This is a genomic window from Ralstonia sp. 25mfcol4.1 (assembly GCF_900104095.1).
In the GTDB taxonomy this organism is placed as follows: Bacteria; Pseudomonadota; Gammaproteobacteria; order Burkholderiales; family Burkholderiaceae; genus Cupriavidus.
The window spans coordinates 1-19,153 of record NZ_FNJO01000005.1 but is presented as its reverse complement, the minus strand read 5'-3'; the positions used below and the strand labels follow the sequence as shown (position 1 = coordinate 19,153).

Below are 19,153 nucleotides of genomic sequence, written 5' to 3'. Positions count from 1 at the left end.
TACGATGAATTTTTATTATGCAACTCCCGCCCCCGCCGCAGCCGGCCATCGACGCCTTTCGCAGCCGCATCCGGCTGCGGCATCTGCACTGCTTCGTGGCGGTGGCCCAGGCGCAGCATCTGGGGCGGGCCGGCGAGCAGCTGGGCCTGACGCAGCCTGCGGTGTCGAAGACGCTGACCGAACTGGAGGAACTGGTCGGCGCCCGGCTGCTGGTGCGCCAGCGGGCCGGCACCACCCTGACCGCAGCCGGCATGCGTTTCCTGCGCCATGCGCTGCGGATCGTCGAAGACATCGACGCCGCGGCCGACAGCCTTGCGGCCACGGACGCCACACGCCACGAGCGCATCCGCGTGGGCGCCCTGCCGAGCATCGTGCCGGCGCTGCTGCTCGATGCCGTAACGGCCTTCCGCACCACGCATCCCGAGGTGGCGCTGGCCGTGCAGAGCGGCATGAACCGCACGCTGATCGACCTGCTCAAGGCGGATGTGCTCGACGTGGTGATCGGCCGCATGGACGACCCGGCGGCCATGGAAGGCTTGTGGTTCGAATCGCTTGCGGCCGAGCCGCTGGTGCTGGCCGTGCGCGCCGGACACCCGCTGGCGGCGCAGCCCCGCCCGACCCTGCGCGACGTCGTGGCGTGGCCGATGGTGGTGCCGGCCGTCGGTTCCATCCCGCGCCACAGTACCGAAAGCCTGCTGGCCCGCCACGGCTTTGCGCTGCCCGAAGGTTGCCTGGAAACCGCCGACGCCTACCTGGGCCGCCTGCTGACGCAGCAGGGCGATAGCGTGTGGGCCGCGCCGTTGTCGGCCACGCGCCGGGCGGTGGCCGGGGGCGAGATGGTGCTGCTGCCGGTCGATACCCAAGGCACCGAGGAACCGATCGGCCTGCTACGCCGCAGCGACCGCACATTGGGACCGGTGGCCGAGGCGTTGGCGGAAACCATCCGGGGCATCGCCGCCGCCCATCCGGCGGAGTCGATGACCCGGCGCTGATCCGCTGGCCTGATCGCTGTGCAGCACTTTTGCCGTGGTGCCGGGCCCGCGTCAAAACAATCTTGCGACCCCTTCCATCCCGCCGCCAGCCCTTTGGCCGCGCGGGCCGGCACGCTTTGGCCCCCGTCGCGCGTCACGCCGCTTGCGGGTTAACGCCGATATTTCGTGGCGAAAAACGCTGCGTATGATCCGTTCCTATCGAGAACATGAGTTCGCCTATAGAACAAACAAGGCGAACCGAGAACGAAAAATGCCTGACGGACTGCTCGGTCGGGCCTGTAACTGATCCGAAGAACGGAGACACCATGTCCCACACCCCGCGCCCCGCGACTGGCACGCTCGACGTGCAGTCATTTATCGACAGCCACCGGTTCTCCGCGTATCAGTGGCTCATCTTGGTTCTATGTTTCCTGATCGTCGCGATCGACGGTTTCGACACAGCCGCCATGGGATATATCGCTCCGGCCCTTGTCCAGGAGTGGGGCATCGAGAAATCGTCACTCGGCCCGGTCATGAGCGCCGCGCTGTTCGGGCTGGCATTCGGCGCGATCTTCGCCGGGCCGATGGCCGACCGCGTGGGACGCAAGCGGGTGCTGGTGCTGTCGGTGTTCTTCTTCGGCGCCTGCAGCCTAGCCACCGCCTTCGCGCCATCGGTGACATGGCTGACCGTGCTGCGATTCCTGACGGGCGTCGGGCTCGGCGCCGCGATGCCCAACGCGGTGACGCTGATGTCCGAGTACGCGCCGGCCCGCCGCCGCGCGATCCTGGTGAACACGATGTTCTGCGGCTTTCCGCTTGGGTCGGCTGGCGGCGGCTTCTTTGCGGCGGCCATCATTCCCCATTTTGGCTGGCATAGCGTGCTGGTCTTCGGCGGCATCGTGCCGCTGGTGCTGGCCGTAGTGCTGGTGGCCGCGCTGCCCGAATCGATCCGCTACATGGTGGTGCGCCAGTACCCCGCCGACCAGATCCGCAAGGTGCTGGCACGCGTGACGGGCGCCGCGCTGGGCGCCGCACAGGTCTTCACGATCAACGAGACGGCGCCGGCTGCCCGGTCTGCCGTGGGCACGGTGCTGGCGCCGCGCTATCGCGTGGGATCGGCCATGCTCTGGCTCACGTACTTCATGGGCCTGGTGATCTTCTACCTGCTGACCAGCTGGATGCCGACGCTGATGAAGGACGCCGGATTCACGCTGCAGCGCGCCTCGCTGCTGACCGCGCTGTTCCCGCTGGGCGGTGGTATCGGTACGATTGCTGCCGGCTGGTTCATGGACCGCTTCAACCCGAACAAGGTGATTGCGTTCACCTATGCGCTGACCGGCGTGTTGATCTACACGGTGGGCCATGGCGCGGGCGGCGACCAGTTCGTACTGGGCCTGCTGATCTTCCTGGCCGGCACGGCCATGAATGGCGCGCAGTCGTCGATGCCCACGCTGGCAGCGAGCTTCTACCCCACGCAGGGCCGTGCCACCGGCGTGGCCTGGATGCTCGGCATCGGCCGCTTTGGCGGCATTGCAGGTGCGCTGCTGGGCGCCGAACTGCTGCGCATGCATCTGGGCTTCGACGCCATCTTCACGCTGCTGGCGGTGCCGGCGTTCATCGCGGCCGGGGCGCTGGTGGTCAAGCAGTTCTCCGGGGCGGGTGCCGCAGCGGATGCCGCAGAACCGGCCAGCAAGACCGTGCCCGGTCACTGAGAGGCGGCCGCGGCGGCACGGGCCGAAGCGGCGCCGATTCGGCTTCGTCCCGCCAATCCGCTGCGCTATGGCGAAAACGCCATTACGTGCTACCGTTGCGAAGAATGGGATGGCACGCTGCGGCGCATACTTTTGGAACCCCGATCCACGTCAGACAACCTCTTTTTCATCGGCTTCATGGGCGCCGGCAAGACGACGATCGGGCGAACCGTCGCGCGTCGGCTTGGCCGTCCGTTCTTCGATACCGATCACGAGATCGAATCGCGCTGCGGGGTGCGCATCACCACCATCTTCGAGCTGGAAGGCGAAGAAGGTTTCCGCCGCCGTGAAACCCGCATCCTGGACGAACTGACGCAACGCAGCGGCATTGTGCTGGCCACCGGCGGCGGCATCGTGCTGAGGCCGGAGAACCGCGAAATGCTGCGCGCGCGGGGCCACGTGATCTATCTGGACGCCACTCTGCCCGAACTGTGGCGCCGCGTGCGGCGCAACCGCAACCGTCCGCTGCTGCAGGTGGACAACCCGCGCGCCCGGCTCGAAGCCCTGTTCTGCGAGCGCGATCCGCTCTATCGCGACATCGCCCACCTGATCATGCCGGCCCATGCGGGCACCGTGGCACAGGCCGCCGCCAACGTTCTGGCCCTGCTCGGACTGGCGACCGACCCTACCGACCCTGGCGACCCTGGCGACCCTGCCGACGCTTCCGACGCTTCCGACGCGTCCGACCCTGGCGCCCCTTCCAACCCTGGCGACGCTCCCGACGCTGACGGCCAGACCGCCGCCCCCGACCCCGCCACGCACGATTGAGCCGCAGGCCGACACCAGATTCGGACTGTGCCTATACCGGCCCGCCGTCGGGCGTGGCAAGGTCGGAACATGTTGTGGCGCCGTTTGAACTTCGCGTCCGGCGCGTGGCTCTGACGGTGACACCACCCTGAATGCAGGAGGTTCCCCATGCGGCTGCAAGGCAAGACTGCCCTGGTAACGGGTGGCGCGGGTGGCATCGGCCGCGCCATAGCGTTGCGCCTGGCGCAGGAAGGCGCCGATATCGTTGTTGCGGTGCACAAGCTTGACGCCGAGTCGGCAGAAACGGCCGATGGCGTGCGCGCCGCCGGCCGCAGCGCCCATGTGGTGGCGGGCGATATCGGCAATGTGGCGCAGGCTTTTGCCATCGTCGACCAGGCCGTGGCGGCGGTCGCTCCCGCTGGCAGTCTCGACATCCTGGTCAACAACGCCGGCGTCGAAGTGCGGGCCCCGTTTGCCGAGGTGAGCGAGGCCGACTACGACCGCGTGCTCGATACCAATCTCAAGGGGCCTTTCTTCCTCACGCAGCAATTCGTGAAGCACCGGCTGGCGCGCAAGCTCGGGGGCAAGGTCATCAACATCAGCTCCGTGCACGAAGACCTGCCCTTTCCGCATTTCACGAGCTACTGCGCCAGCAAGGGCGGCCTGCGCATGATGATGCGCAACCTGGCCATCGAACTGGCGCCGGCCGGCATCACGGTCAACAACATCGCACCGGGCGCCATCCAGACGCCGATCAACCGCAAGCTGATGGCCGACCGCGCGGAACTGCAGGCATTGCTGGCCAACATCCCGCTGGGGCGGCTCGGCCAGCCCGACGAAGTCGCCGGACTGGTGGCCTACCTGGCAAGCGCCGATGCCGACTACATCACCGGCACCACGCTCGTGATCGATGGCGGACTGCTCTGGAACTATGCGGAACAATAACGTCGACTCGGCCGGCGGCACCCCACACGTTTCCACTCGAACCCAGCCCGCCACGGCGGATGCCGCGCCGCATCCGGCTGCCCCCGCTTCTGCGCCGGCCGCCACGACGGCGGCCCCGGGCCCCGGTCCCGAGCCCGCGCCGGGCCAGCCACCGTTGCAACGGCATTGCCACCGGCACGCGCCAGCGGTCACCCATTTGCCCATCCCCGCCCCGTGCACGCTGCCCGGGTGCGCGGACGCCGACACCATGTCGCCGGCGGAACGCTATGCCGAACTGTTCGTCGACGTGCAGGCCAGCGGCATGTTCGCGGACAGCAAGACCTTTCCCGACTGCATTCCGCTCGACGCGCCCGAGGCCATCCTGTCGCGCTACCGCGCCGAGCGGGAGGCGCCCGGCTTCTCGCTGGAGGCCTTCGTGCGCAACTTTTTTGCCCGCGAGACGGTTTCGGACGACCACTACCAGTCCAATCCGGACAATTCGATGCGCGAGCACATCGACGGGCTGTGGCCCGTGCTCACGCGCGAACCCGCCGAGCATCCGCCGCGATGTTCGCTGCTGCCGCTACCCCGGCCCTATGTCGTGCCTGGCGGGCGCTTTCGCGAGCTGTACTACTGGGATTCGTATTTCACCATGCTGGGCCTGTCGGCCAGCGGCCGGCACGACCTGCTGCGCGCCATGGCCGACAACTTCGCCTACCTGCTGGACACCTACGGGCTGGTGCCCAACGGCACGCGGTCGTACTACCTGAGCCGTTCGCAGCCGCCCGTGTTTGCGCTGATGACCGATCTGTTCGAAGACCAGGGCGTCGATGCGGCCGTACGCTATTTGCCCCAGCTCGAGCGCGAATATGCGTTCTGGATGGACGGCGCCGCGCACCTGGCCCGCGGCAACGCCTACCGGCGCCTGGTGCGCCTGCCCGGCGGCGCATTGCTCAACCGTTACTGGGACGACCGCGCCCATCCGCGCGAGGAAGCCTACCTGGAAGATGTGGCCACGGCCCGGCGCGCCGACCGGCCCGCGCACCTGGTATTCCGCGACCTGCGCGCCGCGGCGGAATCTGGCTGGGACTTCAGCTCGCGCTGGTGCGAACCAGGCCTGGCCGGCGGTCAGCCAACCTGCGACCTGGCCACCATCCGCACCACGGCAATCCTGCCCATCGACCTGAACGCCCTGCTCTGGCATACCGAATGCCGCCTGGGCGAACTCTGCGAGCGCGCCGGCGACATCGACCGCGCCACGCGCTATCGCGAAGCGGCGGACCGTCGCCGGCAGGCAATCGCCGCGATCATGTGGGACGCCGGCACGGGCGCCTTCGTCGACTTCGATTGGCATCGCGGCACACCGCGTTCCTGTCTGAGCGCAGCCACCCTGATGCCGCTGTTCCTGGGCCTGGCCACCGCGGGGCAAGCCGCACAGGTGGCCGACGTGGTGGCCGCCCGGCTGATCGAGGAAGGCGGCCTGGCCACCACGGAGATCGATTCCGGCGAGCAATGGGACCGTCCGAACGGCTGGGCACCGCTGCAGTGGATCGGCATCGTTGGCCTGCGGCGCTATGGCTGCGACGCGCTGGCGGACGAGATTGCGCACCGGTGGCTCCGGACGGTGGCCAGCCTCTATGTCTCGGAATACAAGATGGTGGAAAAATACCGGCTGCAGCGACGCCGCACCGGCGGCGCCGAAGGCGGGGGCGGGGGCGAATACCCGCTGCAGGACGGCTTCGGCTGGACCAACGGTGTGGTCAGCGCACTACTGGCGATGTATCCAGGGCACCCGGCGCAACGCAGCAAGGCGGGCCGCCCCGAAACCGGCGATCGATGGTCTGGGCGGGCGCGGATCGCGATGAAACAACGGCTGGGGCGGCGCGTACGTCCCACATTCGGAATTTCGTTCCTTTGTTCAGAATTCTGCGATGCAATACTGCATCCGCCAGCGATTGTTCCGGATACGCCAATAACTCATGTGAGTTATTGGCGTAGCAGGTAGGGAACGTCACACTGACGCAGGGTCATTTCGACACGACCCCAAACGACTTGGCAACTCTTACTACCCCGACGATCCCGCGCGTCGGGGTATTTCTTTTTGGGGGCGGATTTGGCGTCCCCCGCGCTCGCCGGCCACCCCATTGCGCTGGATCAACAGTCGATCACCCGTCACATCCGGACACAAATTTCAGCCCTTCCGGCATGCAAGATGGCGCCTCGCTCATTCACTCATGACGGAGGTCCAGCATGAAGCAGCACGACAAATCCAATGCCGGTGGTCTCGATGAAGGCACGGCCGGCGCTGACGCGGGCGGTCAGTCACGCAGCGGCGGCAAATCGCGTACGAGCCGCGCCAAATCGGCCCGCAAGCCCACGTTCGCGGCATTCCTCAAGACGATTCCGCCTGGCGACGCGTACGACGACCAGGACTTCGCACGAATTCACTGACGCGGGGCCGGCACATGTACCTGATCGATACCGATGTCATCAGCGAAAGCCGCAAGGGGCGCCGGGCCGATCCCGGCGTGCAGGCCTTCTTCGACAATGCCGAGGCCGATGGCCACGCCCTGTTCGTGTCGGTGGTGACGATGGGGGAATTGCGGCGCGGCGTGGAACTGAAGCGCTTCCGGGGCGACCGGCAGCAATGCCAGGCGCTGGATGAATGGCTGCTGGCGGTCCAACGCCGCTACGCGCACAACATCCTTGGGGTGGACGCGCGCGTGGTCGAGCTATGGGGCCACCTGCGGGTGCCCCATCCGGAGAACCCGCTGGACAAGCTGATCGCGGCCACCGCGATGATCCACGGGCTGGCCGTGGTCACGCGCAACGTACGTGACTTCGCCCAGACCGGCGTGCGGCTGGTCGATCCCTTCGGCAGGGGGCCGCCCGCGCGACGCATGCCGGCCCCCCCTTGCCGAATTCACGTGCCGGGCCACTGCCCGGGGCGACCCGCCTCAGCTTGCACTGATGCCCTTTGCCTTGACGATGGCGCTCCACCGGTCGTAGTCCTTGTTGAGCCGCGCCTGCATCTGCTTGCCGTCCTGGAACGACGCGATGGCGCCCGCGCTGACCAGCTTCTGCTGCAGCTCCTTGTCCTTGCCGAGGATGTCGCGCGTTTCGCCGGCGATGCGATCGACGATGGGCTGCGGGGTGTCCAGCGGCGCGATCAGGCCGCCCCAGGAATCGAAGTCGAATCCCGGGAAGCCTTGCTCCGAGACGGTCTTCACGCCCGGCAGCAGTACCCGGGCGTTGGGCGAGCTGAGTGCGATGGCCTTGAGCTTGCCGGCGCGGATATGCGGCAGCGCGGCGACCACGTCGGCAAACATGATGCCCACCTGGCCGCCGAGCAGGTCGGCCACGGCCGGGGCGCTGCCACGGTAGGGCACGTGCAGCACGTCGAAGCCGCCCAGGTCCTTGAGCTGCTCCATGGCGAGGTGACCAAAGCTGCCGGTGCCCGAGCTGGTATAGCTCAACGGGGTTTTGCTGGCCTTGGCAAAGCGGATCAGGTCCGCCAGCGTATCGACATGCGGCACCACTGCCGGGTTGATGACGATGGCCATCGGCAGCACATAGACCGTGGCCACGGACAGGAAGTCCTTCTTGACGTCGTAGGCGTTGGTCTTGTACATCAGCGGCGCCAGCAGGGCCGGCATGCCGAACATCGACAGGTTGTAGCCATCGGCCGGACTGCGGATGAAGCTGGCCGTGCCGATCGATCCCGAAGCACCGGGCTTGTTCTCGATGATGACCTGCTGCCCGAGACGTTCCGACAGCTTCTGCGCCACGATGCGCGCGGCGGTATCGGTGGGGCCGCCGGCGGGGAATGCCACCACCATCTTGATGAACTTGTCGGGCCAGTCGGTCTTGGCCAGCACCGATGGCATCACGGCAGCCATCGACGCGGCGGCCCCCGCCTTCAGTACCTGGCGGCGGCTCAGTAGCAGCTTGGTCATTGTCTTGTCTCCTGTCGATCGAAAATTCGGGGTGTCAGATCACGCCCCGGGATTGCAGATCCGCGATGGCGTTGTCGTCGAGCTTCAGCAATTCCTTGAACACCTCGTGCGTGTGCTGTCCCATGTGGGGCGGCGGCATGCGCACCGGCAGGCGCTGACCATCGAGCGCATACGGGGGCGCCAGCACGGCCTGCGTGCCAGCCTCGCTGTCCTCGAAACGATGCAGCAGGCCCGCCTGCGCCGTGCGTTCGGATTGCAGGGCGTCCAGCATGCCCAGCACCTCGCCGCATGGGATTTGCGCAGCCGTCAGGCGCTGCAGCAGGTCGGCTCGCGTAAAGCGTTGGAGCCGTTCGCGTACCTGCGCAAGCAGCACGTCACGATGCGCCGAGCGGGCGGTGTTGGTGGCAAAGCGTTCATCGTCCGCCCATTCCGGGCAGCCGATGACCTCGCGGCAGAATCGCTGGAACTGTCCGTTGTTGCCAACCGTGATGACCAGCGGACCGTCGGCCGCTTCGAACACGCCATAGGGGACGATGGACGGATGCGCATTGCCGAACTTGGGCGGATCGCCGGCCTTCAGCAAGGCCTCCATGCCGTAGTACGACGTGATCATCACGCCGCAGTCGTAGAGCGCCATTTGCACGTGGCGGCCGCGGCCGCTGGCCTGGCGCGCGAACAGCGCGGCCAGGATCGCCTGGGCGGAATACATGCCCGTGAACATGTCCACGGCGGCCACGCCGAACTTCAGCGGGCCTTGGCCGGCCTCGCCGTTGGTCGCCATCACGCCAGACTCGCCCTGCACCACGAGGTCGTAGCCGGGCCGTTCGGCTTCCGGGGTGAACCGTGCATAGCCGGAAATCGAGCAGTAGACCAGGCGCGGATTGATCTCGCTGAACTGTTCATAGCCCAGGCCGAGTTTCTCGGCGCCGCCCACCTTGAAGTTCTGGATCACCACGTCGCACTGCGCGGCGAGTTGCCGCGCCAGCGCCAGGCCCGCTTCGGTCTGCAGGTCCAGCGTCACCGAACGCTTGTTGCGGTTGGCGCTATTGAAGTAGGAGGTATTGCGCGTGCCGATGCGCACGCCCCAGTCGCGGGTGTCGTCGCCCCGGGCGGGATGTTCGACCTTGATGACGTCCGCACCGAGGTCGGCCAGAGCCATGGCGCACATCGGCCCTGCCAGCACACGTGACAGGTCCAGCACCCGCACGCCAGCCAGCGGCAGCGATGCCATGTTTTCTTGATTCATTTTGCTGCGTCTCCCCGCGTCCGGATCTGTTCCTGCCAGGGAGGTCCGGTTGTATTGACGAGGAAGCATTGTCCATATGTTCCGAATCCTTGACAATTGCAACCAATTTTCAACATATATGAAAACTTAAAGTTGACAATGGACCTGAACGCGCTTGCACTGCTGGTCGATATCATCGACGCGGGAAACCTGAGCCGCGCCGCCAGCCAGCTTGGCATGAGCCGCGCCAATGTGAGCAAGCGGCTCAATCATTTCGAGCGGCAGCTGGGCGCCGAACTGCTCAGGCGGAGCACCCGGCAGCTGGAACCCACCGAACTGGGATGGCAACTCTACGAACATGGCCGCGCCATCCGGCAGGAACTGCTGGCCGCGCAGGAGTCGGTGCAGAGCCTGGGCAAGCGCCTGAGCGGCACGGTGCGGCTCAGCGTGCCGAGTGGGTTCGGCCAGCACACCATGTCGGCCTGGTTCATCGAATTCATGACGATGTACCCTGCCATTACGCTCAACGTCATCTTCGATAACGACATCGAGGACCTGATCAAGGGTGCGGTCGACTTCTCTATCCGCGTCATGGCAGAAGCGCCAACCAATGCGGTGGCCCACAGCCTTGGCGATGTGGAATATGTCGCCTGCGCCACCCCGCAGCTTGTGGGCCAATACGGCATGCCGCGCACGCTCGACCAGTTTCGGGACCTGCCGTTGATCACGTCGGAACTGACCGGCCAGAAATTACATGCGGCGGGCCGGGCGGGCGCGGCGGGCGGCGTGCCAAATATCCGACCACGGCTGATGTCGGCAAACTTCTTCTTCCTTCGCGACGCCATCCTGCAAGGGCTCGGCGTGGGGCTGGTGCCCCACTACATGGTCGATCGGGACCTGGCCGCCGGCGCCTTGCTCCAATTGCCGCTGCCGCCCCAGGATCTGGCGTTCCTGCGCACCACCATGTTCCTGTTATACATGCCGGCCCGCTACCAGACGCGTGCCGTCACGACGCTGGTTGCCTTCCTGCGCGACAAGGCAACCGGCCGCTGACCGATGACCGCCGAGCCCGCCCCGCGCCCGCGCGGGCCCGCCATCGGCGGCTACACTTACGGCTTTACACCCTGCCTTGCCCGGCTTTCGCCGGGTTGCCCACCCATGTCGCATCCATCGCCCCGCGCCCCCGTCTCCCTGATCGATTTCCGCGCCGAACCGGCGCCTGCCCACGACAACCCCCGTCCCGACCGCCTGGTACAGGGCAATCCGGATCGCACCACCTGGACGCACTACAGCGCCGGGCAGGGCGATTTCGACTGTGGCATCTGGGCGTGCCAGCCGGGAGCGTGGCGCATCGCCTTTCCGGCCGGCAAGGAAGAATTCTTCTGCGTGATCAGTGGCCGGCTGCGCATCACCAGCCATACTGGTAGCGCACGGGAGTTCGGCCCGGGCGATGCCTGCGTGATCCCGGCGGGCTTCGAAGGCGTCTTCGAAGTCATCGAACCCGTGCGCAAGCATTTTGTCGTGATCGATCGCAACGCGGGCTGAGCGGCCCGCAGGAGTTCCTGCCATGCCCAGCCACCTCGCCCTGCCGGCCGCCCCGCCCCTGCTGCTGGCCCTTCTGGTTCTCGCCAGCCCGGCGCACGCCGCACAGACCACAGCCATGCCGAGCTTCGACTGCAAGAAGGCGGAGGGCCAGATCGAACAGATGGTGTGCAAGGACGCCTCCCTGGCGCGGCTGGACCGCGAAACCACCCGGCTCTACGGCCTGGCGCTCGACGCGAGGTCGCTGCCGACCGCGCAGAAGAAATCGCTGATCGCCGAGCAACGGGGCTGGATCAAGGGCCGCAACGACTGCTGGAAGGCCGACGACGCGCACGCCTGCACCGCCACCACCTACCTGCAGCGCATCTCCGACCTCCGTCACAGCTACGCAGGCGCGCGCACCCAGGACGACCGTGGCATCAGCCGGGGTCCGTTCAATATCCGCTGCCCCGGCGTGGATGCGGTGATCGCCGGCACCTTCGTGCAGACCGACCCCGGCTACGCCTACCTGCGCTGGCTGGATCAGCAAATCGTGCTGCAGCAGGCCCCCGCGGCCTCGGGCGCACGCTATGCGGCCACGCTCAAGGACGGCGAGGCCCAGTTCTGGGACAAAGGCCCCGACGCCCGGCTTGTGTTGCCCGGCAAGCCCGAAATGGACTGCCGCGTGGAAATGACCGGCCACTGAAGCTGCGCCACGCCCGCTGCGTGGCAGCGGCACGACGTTCGCCATGTGCCGCCCAAGCTCCATTTGGACCGGGGACAATGGCGCTCGAACAGGCGTGCCTGGAAGCGCTGGTGCACGGGCCGCCGTCGCCGGCTTCCATTTCCTGACGCGCTGCCGGACGACGGTAGCGGACCACGGTACTGCCGGCCCGATCGTCGATCCACGTCTCGTTACACGGCCTCGCCGCTCCAGGCGCGGATGATGTCCACCGCACCACCCTTCGCCTCGCACGCGGCCTGGCCGATCTCGCGGGCCCAGTATCGTTCCGACCCGTCGGCCACGCGCCATGCGTGCAGCCGCCGCGTATAAAGCTGCAGGTCGTATTCGGCGGTAATGCCGATAGCCCCGTGCACCGCATGCGCCATCGACGTGACCGGCGCAACGGCGTCGCTGGCACCGAACTTGGCGATGGCCGCGTGCATGCGATGCGGCGTCGCGCCATCGCCGGAGAATGCGATCTGCCCGGCCATTCGGGTGGCCGCCACCTGCTCGGCCATCACGCTGATCTGGTGCTGGATCGCCTGGAACTTGCCCACAGGCCGGCCAAACTGCACGCGGTCGTTGGCGTACTGCAGGGTCAGATCGAACACACGGGCGATGGCCCCGGCCATCTGCGCGGCATGCAGTGCGGCACCTATCGTGCGCAGCGTGCCCGGCGGCAAGGCAAAGGCTGCCGCCGGCGTACCTGCGATGCTGACGGTGAGGTCAGCGTGCACCCCGGTCGGCGCCACATCGGCGGCGTCGCGAGGCAGCAGACAGACGCGATCCGCCTGCTGCGCGAGGAACCAGCTTGCCGTGGCGCCATCGGCAACCAGGGTGCGCGCTTGCAAGCCGAAACTGGCCAGTGCGATGGGGCCGTCCGGTATCGCCACGCCGGCCGCATGCAGCAGCGCGCGCGCAAAAATCGTCTGGCCCAGCGGCAGCGGTGTAGCGTACCGGCCGGTGACCAGCAGCATCGGCAGCAGGTCGCGCAGCGTCAGCCCGGCGTCGGGCAGCAGGCTATCCGCGAAGCCGCTGGCGTCGAGCTGCGCCCAGAGCGCGGCGGCAGCGGCTTCGGAACCGGCTTCGATGGCGCGCACCACGGCCGGCGTGCAGTGATCGCGCAGCACCGTTTCCAGCGCATCGGCGTAAATGTCGTCCATGCCCTTTCTCCGTGTCAGCGTAGTCCCAGGCCCCGCGCGATCATTCCGCGCAGGATCTCGCGCGTGCCGCCCCGCAGCGAATAGGTCGGTGAAATCTGGCTCACATAGGCCGCCGTGCGATACAGGTCGGCATCGGCAGCCAGGCCGGCTTCGTCGCCCAGCGCCGCCTCGGCCAGCGCGCCGATCGACTGTTCCAGTCCCGTGCCAAGGTCCTTGACCAGCGCGGCCTCGACCAGGGGGCTTTCGCCGGCCGCCAGCTTTGCGGTCACGGCCAGGGACATGGCGCGCAGCGTGGCCAGTTGCCCCATGATCCGGCCGATCGTCACCAGATCGCGCTGCACCGCCGGCTGGCGGCGCAGCGCGGCCATCCAGGCATCGAGCAGCACCACGCTCGAATACAGCCGCTCGGGGCCGCTACGCTCGAAAGCCAGTTCCGCGTTGACCTGCTCCCAGCCCGCGCCCGCCTGCCCGACCAGCGCATCGGCGGGCAACTGCACGTCTTCGAAGCTGACTTCCGAGAAATGCGCATCGCCGGCCAGGTCGTGGATCGGCCGCACGGTCACGCCCGGCAGCGACAGGTCGACAATCACCTGCGACAACCCTTTCTGCCGGTCTCCGGTCTCGCCCGATGTCCGCACCAGCGCCAGCATGAAGTGGCAGCGATCGGCATTGGTCGTCCAGATCTTGCGGCCATTCAGGCGCCACCCGCCATCGGGCAGCGGCACGGCGCGCGTGGCCACGCTGGCCAGGTCGGAGCCCGAATTGGGCTCGCTCATGCCGATGCAGAAGAACGCCTCGCCCCGGCAGATGCGCGGCAGGTAGAACGCCCGTTGCGCGTCGGTGCCGTAACGCAGGATCAGCGGCCCGCTCTGGCGGTCGGCGATCCAGTGCGCCGATACCGGCGCGCCGCAGGCCAGCAGCTCCTCTACCAGCACGAAGCGCGAGAACGCGTCGAGGCCGGCCCCGCCGTACTGCGCGGGGAGCGTGATGCCGACCCATCCGCGCCGGGCCAGCGCGCGGCTGAAGCCGGCATCGAACCCCATCCACGAGCGTGCGCGCACATCGGGCGGCAGCGCGGGCAGGTGGTCCTGCAGAAAGGCCTTGACTTCCCGCCGGAACGCAGCGGCCCCGGCAGGCAAGGCAGTCAGCGCAAACGTGCCAAACAACGGATGCAATGTCGACTCCTTTACCGATCGATTCACCGGCTGCCGGTCAGTCCAGCGTCACGCCGGTGTCCTTGACCACCTTCTGCCAGCGGTCGATTTCCTGGGTCAGGTATTTCGCGTAGGCGTCGGGGCTGGAGCCGCGCGCTTCGGCGCCCTGCGCTGCCAGGCTGGCACGCACGTCGGCCGAGCCCAGCGCCTTCAGCGCGGCGGCGTTGAGCTTGCGCACGATGTCGGGCGACGTTTTCGCCGGCACCATCATGCCCTGCCAGGCACCGACCTCGAATCCCGGCATGCCCGATTCCGCCAGCGTCGGCACGTCGGGCAGCTGCGCGCTGCGCGCGGCGCTGGTCACGGCCAGCGCCTTCATGCGCCTGTCGCGGATGAACGGCAGCGACGAATTGATCGTATCGGTCATGAACTGCACCTGGCCGCTGGCCAGATCAGTCAGCGCGGGCGCGCTGCCCTTGTACGGCGCATGCACCGCGTCCAGCCCGTTGGCCTGCAGGAACAGGAACGCGGCCAGATGCGTGACATTGCCGTTGCCGGCCGATCCATACGTCATCTTGCCGGGATGCGACTTGAGCCACGCCACGAACTCCGGCACCGTGTTCGCCGGCACCTGCGCGTTGACTTCCAGCACCAGCGGCACATTGGCCGTCATGGCCACGGGCAGCAGGTCGCGCTTGACGTCGTAGGGCAGCTTCTTGTACAGCGCCTGGCTGAGCGCGATGGACGATGTGTTGTAAAGCACCGTGTAGCCATCGGCGGGCGCCTTGGCGACGATCTCGTTGCCGATATTGCCGTTGGCGCCCGGCCGGTTGTCGACCAGCACCTGCTGGCCCAGTTCGTCCGACATCTTCCGGGCGATCACGCGCGACACCAGGTCGGTGGGCCCGCCGGGCGGGAACGGCACCACCAGCCGGATCGGCCGGTCGGGATAGGTGGCGGCCAGCGTCGCGCGAGGCAGTGCGGCTACGGCCAGCGCGCACCCCGCCAGTGCCAGCAGCCATGCGCGGCGCGTGGGAATGCTGAAGCAATGCCTGGCAATTCTGCTCTGTGTGGGCATGTTTGTCTCCTCCGGTAAAAACCGTGTCCTGACCCGGCCCCCTTCCAGGGCCGGGCAGCGCGCGACCGACGTGACCTGCCGTCACGCCGTGGGTCGTCGGGCCGTGTCAGGCCTCGCGTCCGGCCAGCAGCCGCCGCGCGGTATAGGTCATGACCAACGCCTGGCGCTGGTTGAACACCTCGATCGACGAATCCACCACGGCGCGGCCGCTCTTCGACGTCGGCCGCACGCCGGTCACGGTAATGCGCGCGTGGATCGTGTCGCCCACCAGCACCGGGCCGTGGATCTTCTGGGTCAGCTCCAGCATGGCCAGGCCCGTGCCCTGGATCATCGTCTGCAGGATGAAGCCCTCGATCAGCGCATAGGTCAGCGCGGCCGGCACCGGACGGCCCTTGATGGCGCCGGCCTCGTAGCCTTCCTCGATAAAAATGGCCTCCAGCATGCCGGTGACCGAAATGAAGTTGACCAGGTCGGTCTCGGTCACGGTACGGCGGAAGGTCTCGAATACCTGCCCATCGCGGATGTCCTGCCAGTAGAAGCCCTGTCCCAGGCGTTGCGGCTGTGCTGCGGTCATGTCGTCTCCGTGTCGTGTGTCGATGGGGGTGTTCGAGGGTCAGTCGCGCAGCGCGGCAATCTCGGCGTCGCTCAGGCCCAGGCTGCCCAACACTTCGCGCGTGTGCTCGCCCAGCCGCGGCGGCACGGCGGCATGCGCGCGCTCGCCGTCGAAGCGCACCGGCGCCCCCGGAAAGCGCAGCGTGCCCATGGCAGGGTCGTCCACCTGATCGAAGAAACCCGTGGCCCGCAGGTGCGGGTCATCGACCAGCTCATCCAGGTCGTTCACACGCGCGACCGGAATCTGCAGCGATTCGCACAGCGCCAGCCAGTCGTCGGTGCTGCGTTCGCGCACCAGTTCGCCGGTGATCTCGTAAAGCGTCTCGATATGGCGCGTGCGCGCGGCGATGTCGGTGAAGCGCGCATCGGCGGCCAGGTCGTCGCGGCCGGCGGCCTGGAAGAAGTCGCGCCAGTGGGCGTCGGTGTACGGCATCATGCAGACGTAGCCGTCGGCCGTCTGGTACGGCCGACGCAACGGCGCCAGCACGCGCGGATAACCGGCCGTGGCGCGTGGCGGCTCGAAATGCTGGCCATACAGGTGCTCGACCAGGTTGAACGCCACCATCGATTCGAACATCGGCACTTCGACCATGCCGCCCTTGCCGCCGTTGCGCTCGCGCCCGGCCAGCGCGGCGGAAATCGACAGCGCGGCCACCAGGCCGCTGGTCTTGTCCGCCGAGATGGTCGGGAAATAGCGCACGGTGCCGGTCTGCGCGGCCATCAGCGCGGCATTGCCGCACAGCCCCTGGATGATGTCGTCGTAGGCGGGCCGGCCGCCATAGGGGCCATCCTCGGCAAAGCCCAGCAGGCTCACATAGACCAGTTGCGGATGGCGCGCCATGACGCTGGCCGGATCCAGGTCCAGCCTGCCCAGCTTCTGCGGCCGCATGCTGTGCAGGAACACATCGGCCGTGTCCAGCAGCTTGTGCAGCGCCGCCTGCGCGGCCGGCTGCTTCAGGTTCAGCACCACGCTCTTCTTGCTGCGGTTCACACCCAGAAAAATGGCGGACATGCCATCTTCGGTGGCCGGGCCGGTGCGGCGCGTGGAATCGCCGTCGGGCGTTTCCACCTTGATGACTTCGGCGCCCAGGTCGGCCAGCCACTGGCTGGCGTAGGGGCCCATCACGACGGTCGACAGGTCGACGACACGGATACCTGACAATGGCAGCATCGCGGTGTCTCCTTATGGCTTTATGGATCTGATGGGGGCCTAGCGTAGTCCAGCCGGCCGCTTGCGTCTAATATTAGATATTTAGGAACTGATATCGGTTGTATATCGCCATGGACCTGCGCCAGCTTCAGCAGTTTGTCGTGCTTGCCGAAACCGGCAACTTCCACCGCGCCGCCGAGCGCCTGCACATGGCGCAACCGCCGCTGTCCATCTCGATCCGCAAGCTGGAAGCGTCGCTGGGCACGCCGCTGTTCGTGCGCACCACACGTGGCGTCCGCCTGACCCAGGCCGGCGAGGCCGCCCTGAACGATGCGCGGCGTGCGCTGTTCCATGCGGAGCAGGCCCGCGCCGCCGCGCAATCGGCGGCCCATGGCGAGCGCGGCGCGCTGCGTGTGGGATTTGTCGGATCGGCCACCTATGCGCTGCTGCCCCGGCTGATTCCGGCGTTTCGCGGCGAACACCCCGGCATCGAGCTGATCCTGCATGAATCGACCTCGGCGGCGATCCTCGACCGCATCGAGCGCGGCCAGCTCGACGCCGGCCTGGTGCGTTTTCCGATCCTGAGCAGCGGGCCTTTTCAGCTGCTGCCGCTGGAGTCCGATTCGTTCATGGCAGCCGTGCCCGCCGAGAGCCGCTTCGCCAGCCAGGACAGCATCGCGCTGAAGGCGCTGGCCGACGAGCCGTTCATCATGCATCCCAGTGCCGACGTGCCGAACCTGCAAGCCGTGGCGATGCTGCTATGCCAGCAGGCCGGCTTCGTGCCCCGCATCACGCAGGAGGCCGTGCAGGTGCAGACCATCGTCAGCCTGGTGGAGAGCGGCCTGGGCGTGGCGCTGGTGCCGGGCGTGACGGCGCGCTACACCAATCGACGCGTGCGCTTCCTGCGCCTGTCGAGCCCTCGTCCGACCAATCGCATCGGCATTGCACTGGCCACGCAACAGGACACCGACGACCGTCATGTGCAACGGTTTGTGTCAGTGGCGCGAAGGGTTGCGCAGGGAGAGCCATGGCAGGAGTCAGGCAGCGATTAGCGTTCCGCGCGGCCGTTGGCGATTGTTCATGGACTAATACTGATAAACCACCTGCATCCCCGCCGTCACCCCGGCGGTATTGAACTGCTCCGGCTTGTACACGGGCGTGCCCAGGAACACGTCATACGAGACGCCGCCGAACGTTTGCGAGCCGACGCCGCCGCGCATGCCGATCACCGCGCCAGCCAGTTGCGTGCCGACCAGTGCCTGGGTCGATGGTCCGTACACGCGGCCATAATCGAGGCCGACGTAAAGCGCCTGGCCGCTGGTCCCTAGCGGCGCCTGCAGTTCATTGCGCCAATAGAAGCCACGCTCGCCCGCAAGCTGGCTTTCGCCATCGAAGCCCCGTACGGTATATCGGCTGCCAATCGTCAAGTCATCCACGTAATAGAGCCGGTCATTGGTGAATTGCCCCCGGATCGTCGTGACGTAGCGGAATGGCTGTTCTGCCAGTTTGAAAGGCACCGAGGTTGGCGTCGAGCACCATCATGCGGTAGCGCCAGGTCGGGCCATCGAACGACGCCAGCGTGTCGTCCTGCGCGCCGAAGGCGCCAATGCCCTGGCGGAATGACAGCGTGGCGTCGAGCTGCGACGGGCCGAAGTAATGGCGGTCCGTCACCCCGACTTCGAGGAGGGTGTTATTCCGGCGCTGCTGGGGAATCTCGGTGTCATCGATATAGCTCGTGCCGAACCGGCGCGTCAGTCGCACATGCATGCCCAACACGTCGTTCTGACTGCGGCGCAGCACACGGTGCAGCTTCAGATCGACGTTCTGCGATTTTCCGCTCGACACGAACGTCGTATTTACGCCAGCAATCTGCTGGAAGTAGTTGCTGCTGTAGGCCGACAGCGTGGCCGTCCAGTAGCCCCACGGAATCGAATAAAAGCCATTCCAGCCGCGGGTGCCGTGTTCCTTGTTGCTGAACACCAGATCCTGGTTGTAGCCGATGTTGAACATGTCGCTGAGGCCTAGCGGATTGTCGATGCCAACGCTCACATTGCCTTGCCACTTGCCGGTGGAACGCGAGCCCGAATTGTCGACGGAGGCTACCAGCGTCCACGGCTTGCCGCGTTTGACGGCGATCACGACATCGCTACGCCCGGGCGTGGAAGTCGGCACAATTT

The 19,153-nt window shown here is 67.0% G+C and carries 17 protein-coding genes and 2 pseudogenes; 11 read left to right on the top strand and 8 right to left on the bottom strand.

Annotated features, from left to right (window positions below):
• Positions 1–17 precede the first annotated feature (17 nt).
• From BLQ58_RS10525 to BLQ58_RS10495, 7 genes and pseudogenes are all read left to right on the top strand, one after another.
• Positions 18–992 (top strand): LysR substrate-binding domain-containing protein, encoded by a 975-nt coding sequence (locus tag BLQ58_RS10525; RefSeq protein WP_092597462.1) that lies wholly within the window; start codon positions 18–20, stop codon positions 990–992.
• 305 nt (positions 993–1,297) lie between these two features.
• Positions 1,298–2,683: an MFS transporter gene (locus tag BLQ58_RS10520; protein WP_092597459.1), complete on the top strand. Its 1,386-nt coding sequence runs from the start codon at positions 1,298–1,300 to the stop codon at positions 2,681–2,683.
• Between the two features lie 177 nt (positions 2,684–2,860).
• Entirely contained in the window at positions 2,861–3,490 is a 630-nt protein-coding gene (locus BLQ58_RS10515; protein WP_092598056.1) for a shikimate kinase, read from the top strand.
• A gap of 147 nt (positions 3,491–3,637) precedes the next feature.
• Positions 3,638–4,414 (top strand): SDR family NAD(P)-dependent oxidoreductase, encoded by a 777-nt coding sequence (locus tag BLQ58_RS10510; RefSeq protein ID WP_092597456.1) that lies wholly within the window; start codon positions 3,638–3,640, stop codon positions 4,412–4,414.
• Positions 4,415–4,610: 196 nt separating this feature from the next.
• On the top strand, positions 4,611–6,398 hold the full coding sequence (treF, locus tag BLQ58_RS10505; RefSeq protein ID WP_254775887.1) for an alpha,alpha-trehalase TreF: 1,788 nt from the start codon (positions 4,611–4,613) through the stop codon (positions 6,396–6,398).
• Positions 6,399–6,643: 245 nt separating this feature from the next.
• Positions 6,644–6,844 (top strand): hypothetical protein, encoded by a 201-nt coding sequence (locus tag BLQ58_RS10500; RefSeq protein ID WP_092597450.1) that lies wholly within the window; start codon positions 6,644–6,646, stop codon positions 6,842–6,844.
• A gap of 14 nt (positions 6,845–6,858) precedes the next feature.
• Positions 6,859–7,269: pseudogene (locus tag BLQ58_RS10495) on the top strand (type II toxin-antitoxin system VapC family toxin); the annotation flags it as partial.
• A gap of 81 nt (positions 7,270–7,350) precedes the next feature.
• Here the strand turns inward: BLQ58_RS10495 and BLQ58_RS10490 are convergent.
• Both BLQ58_RS10490 and BLQ58_RS10485 read right to left on the bottom strand, forming a co-directional pair.
• Positions 7,351–8,349, bottom strand: a complete 999-nt coding sequence (locus BLQ58_RS10490; RefSeq protein WP_092597447.1) for a Bug family tripartite tricarboxylate transporter substrate binding protein — start codon at positions 8,347–8,349, stop codon at positions 7,351–7,353.
• Positions 8,350–8,383: 34 nt separating this feature from the next.
• The gene (locus tag BLQ58_RS10485; RefSeq protein WP_092597445.1) at positions 8,384–9,595 is read right to left on the bottom strand and encodes a CaiB/BaiF CoA transferase family protein; all 1,212 of its coding nucleotides are present in this window, start codon (positions 9,593–9,595) and stop codon (positions 8,384–8,386) included.
• A 138-nt stretch (positions 9,596–9,733) separates the two neighbouring features.
• Here BLQ58_RS10485 and BLQ58_RS10480 point away from each other — a divergent pair, with 138 nt between their 5' ends.
• The 3 genes from BLQ58_RS10480 (at position 9,734) to BLQ58_RS10470 (ending at position 11,801) form a co-directional block, all read left to right on the top strand.
• A complete protein-coding gene (locus BLQ58_RS10480; RefSeq protein WP_092597442.1) occupies positions 9,734–10,627 on the top strand; it encodes a LysR family transcriptional regulator in 894 nt (297 codons plus the stop codon).
• 105 nt (positions 10,628–10,732) lie between these two features.
• The gene (locus BLQ58_RS10475; RefSeq protein WP_092597439.1) at positions 10,733–11,119 is read left to right on the top strand and encodes a cupin domain-containing protein; all 387 of its coding nucleotides are present in this window, start codon (positions 10,733–10,735) and stop codon (positions 11,117–11,119) included.
• 22 nt (positions 11,120–11,141) lie between these two features.
• Positions 11,142–11,801: an MliC family protein gene (locus tag BLQ58_RS10470; RefSeq protein WP_092597436.1), complete on the top strand. Its 660-nt coding sequence runs from the start codon at positions 11,142–11,144 to the stop codon at positions 11,799–11,801.
• 209 nt (positions 11,802–12,010) lie between these two features.
• Here the strand turns inward: BLQ58_RS10470 and BLQ58_RS10465 are convergent, their stop codons facing one another.
• The 5 genes from BLQ58_RS10465 to BLQ58_RS10445 all read right to left on the bottom strand — a co-directional run bounded on the left by BLQ58_RS10465 (position 12,011) and on the right by BLQ58_RS10445 (position 16,997).
• Positions 12,011–12,982: an acyl-CoA dehydrogenase family protein gene (locus BLQ58_RS10465; RefSeq protein WP_092597433.1), complete on the bottom strand. Its 972-nt coding sequence runs from the start codon at positions 12,980–12,982 to the stop codon at positions 12,011–12,013.
• Positions 12,983–12,996: 14 nt separating this feature from the next.
• Positions 12,997–14,157: an acyl-CoA dehydrogenase family protein gene (locus tag BLQ58_RS10460; protein WP_092597430.1), complete on the bottom strand. Its 1,161-nt coding sequence runs from the start codon at positions 14,155–14,157 to the stop codon at positions 12,997–12,999.
• Positions 14,158–14,194: 37 nt separating this feature from the next.
• Positions 14,195–15,214: a Bug family tripartite tricarboxylate transporter substrate binding protein gene (locus tag BLQ58_RS10455; protein WP_092597427.1), complete on the bottom strand. Its 1,020-nt coding sequence runs from the start codon at positions 15,212–15,214 to the stop codon at positions 14,195–14,197.
• A gap of 106 nt (positions 15,215–15,320) precedes the next feature.
• On the bottom strand, positions 15,321–15,788 hold the full coding sequence (locus tag BLQ58_RS10450) for a MaoC family dehydratase (RefSeq protein ID WP_092597424.1): 468 nt from the start codon (positions 15,786–15,788) through the stop codon (positions 15,321–15,323).
• Positions 15,789–15,827: 39 nt separating this feature from the next.
• Complete coding sequence (locus tag BLQ58_RS10445; protein ID WP_092597419.1) at positions 15,828–16,997, bottom strand: CaiB/BaiF CoA transferase family protein; 1,170 nt, start codon at positions 16,995–16,997, stop codon at positions 15,828–15,830.
• 110 nt (positions 16,998–17,107) lie between these two features.
• Between BLQ58_RS10445 and BLQ58_RS10440 the strand changes: the two genes are divergently transcribed.
• Positions 17,108–18,028, top strand: coding sequence for a LysR family transcriptional regulator (locus BLQ58_RS10440; protein ID WP_092598053.1), 921 nt, complete (start codon positions 17,108–17,110; stop codon positions 18,026–18,028).
• 33 nt (positions 18,029–18,061) lie between these two features.
• Here the strand turns inward: BLQ58_RS10440 and BLQ58_RS10435 are convergent.
• Positions 18,062–19,153 (bottom strand): annotated as a pseudogene (locus BLQ58_RS10435) (ShlB/FhaC/HecB family hemolysin secretion/activation protein); the annotation flags it as partial.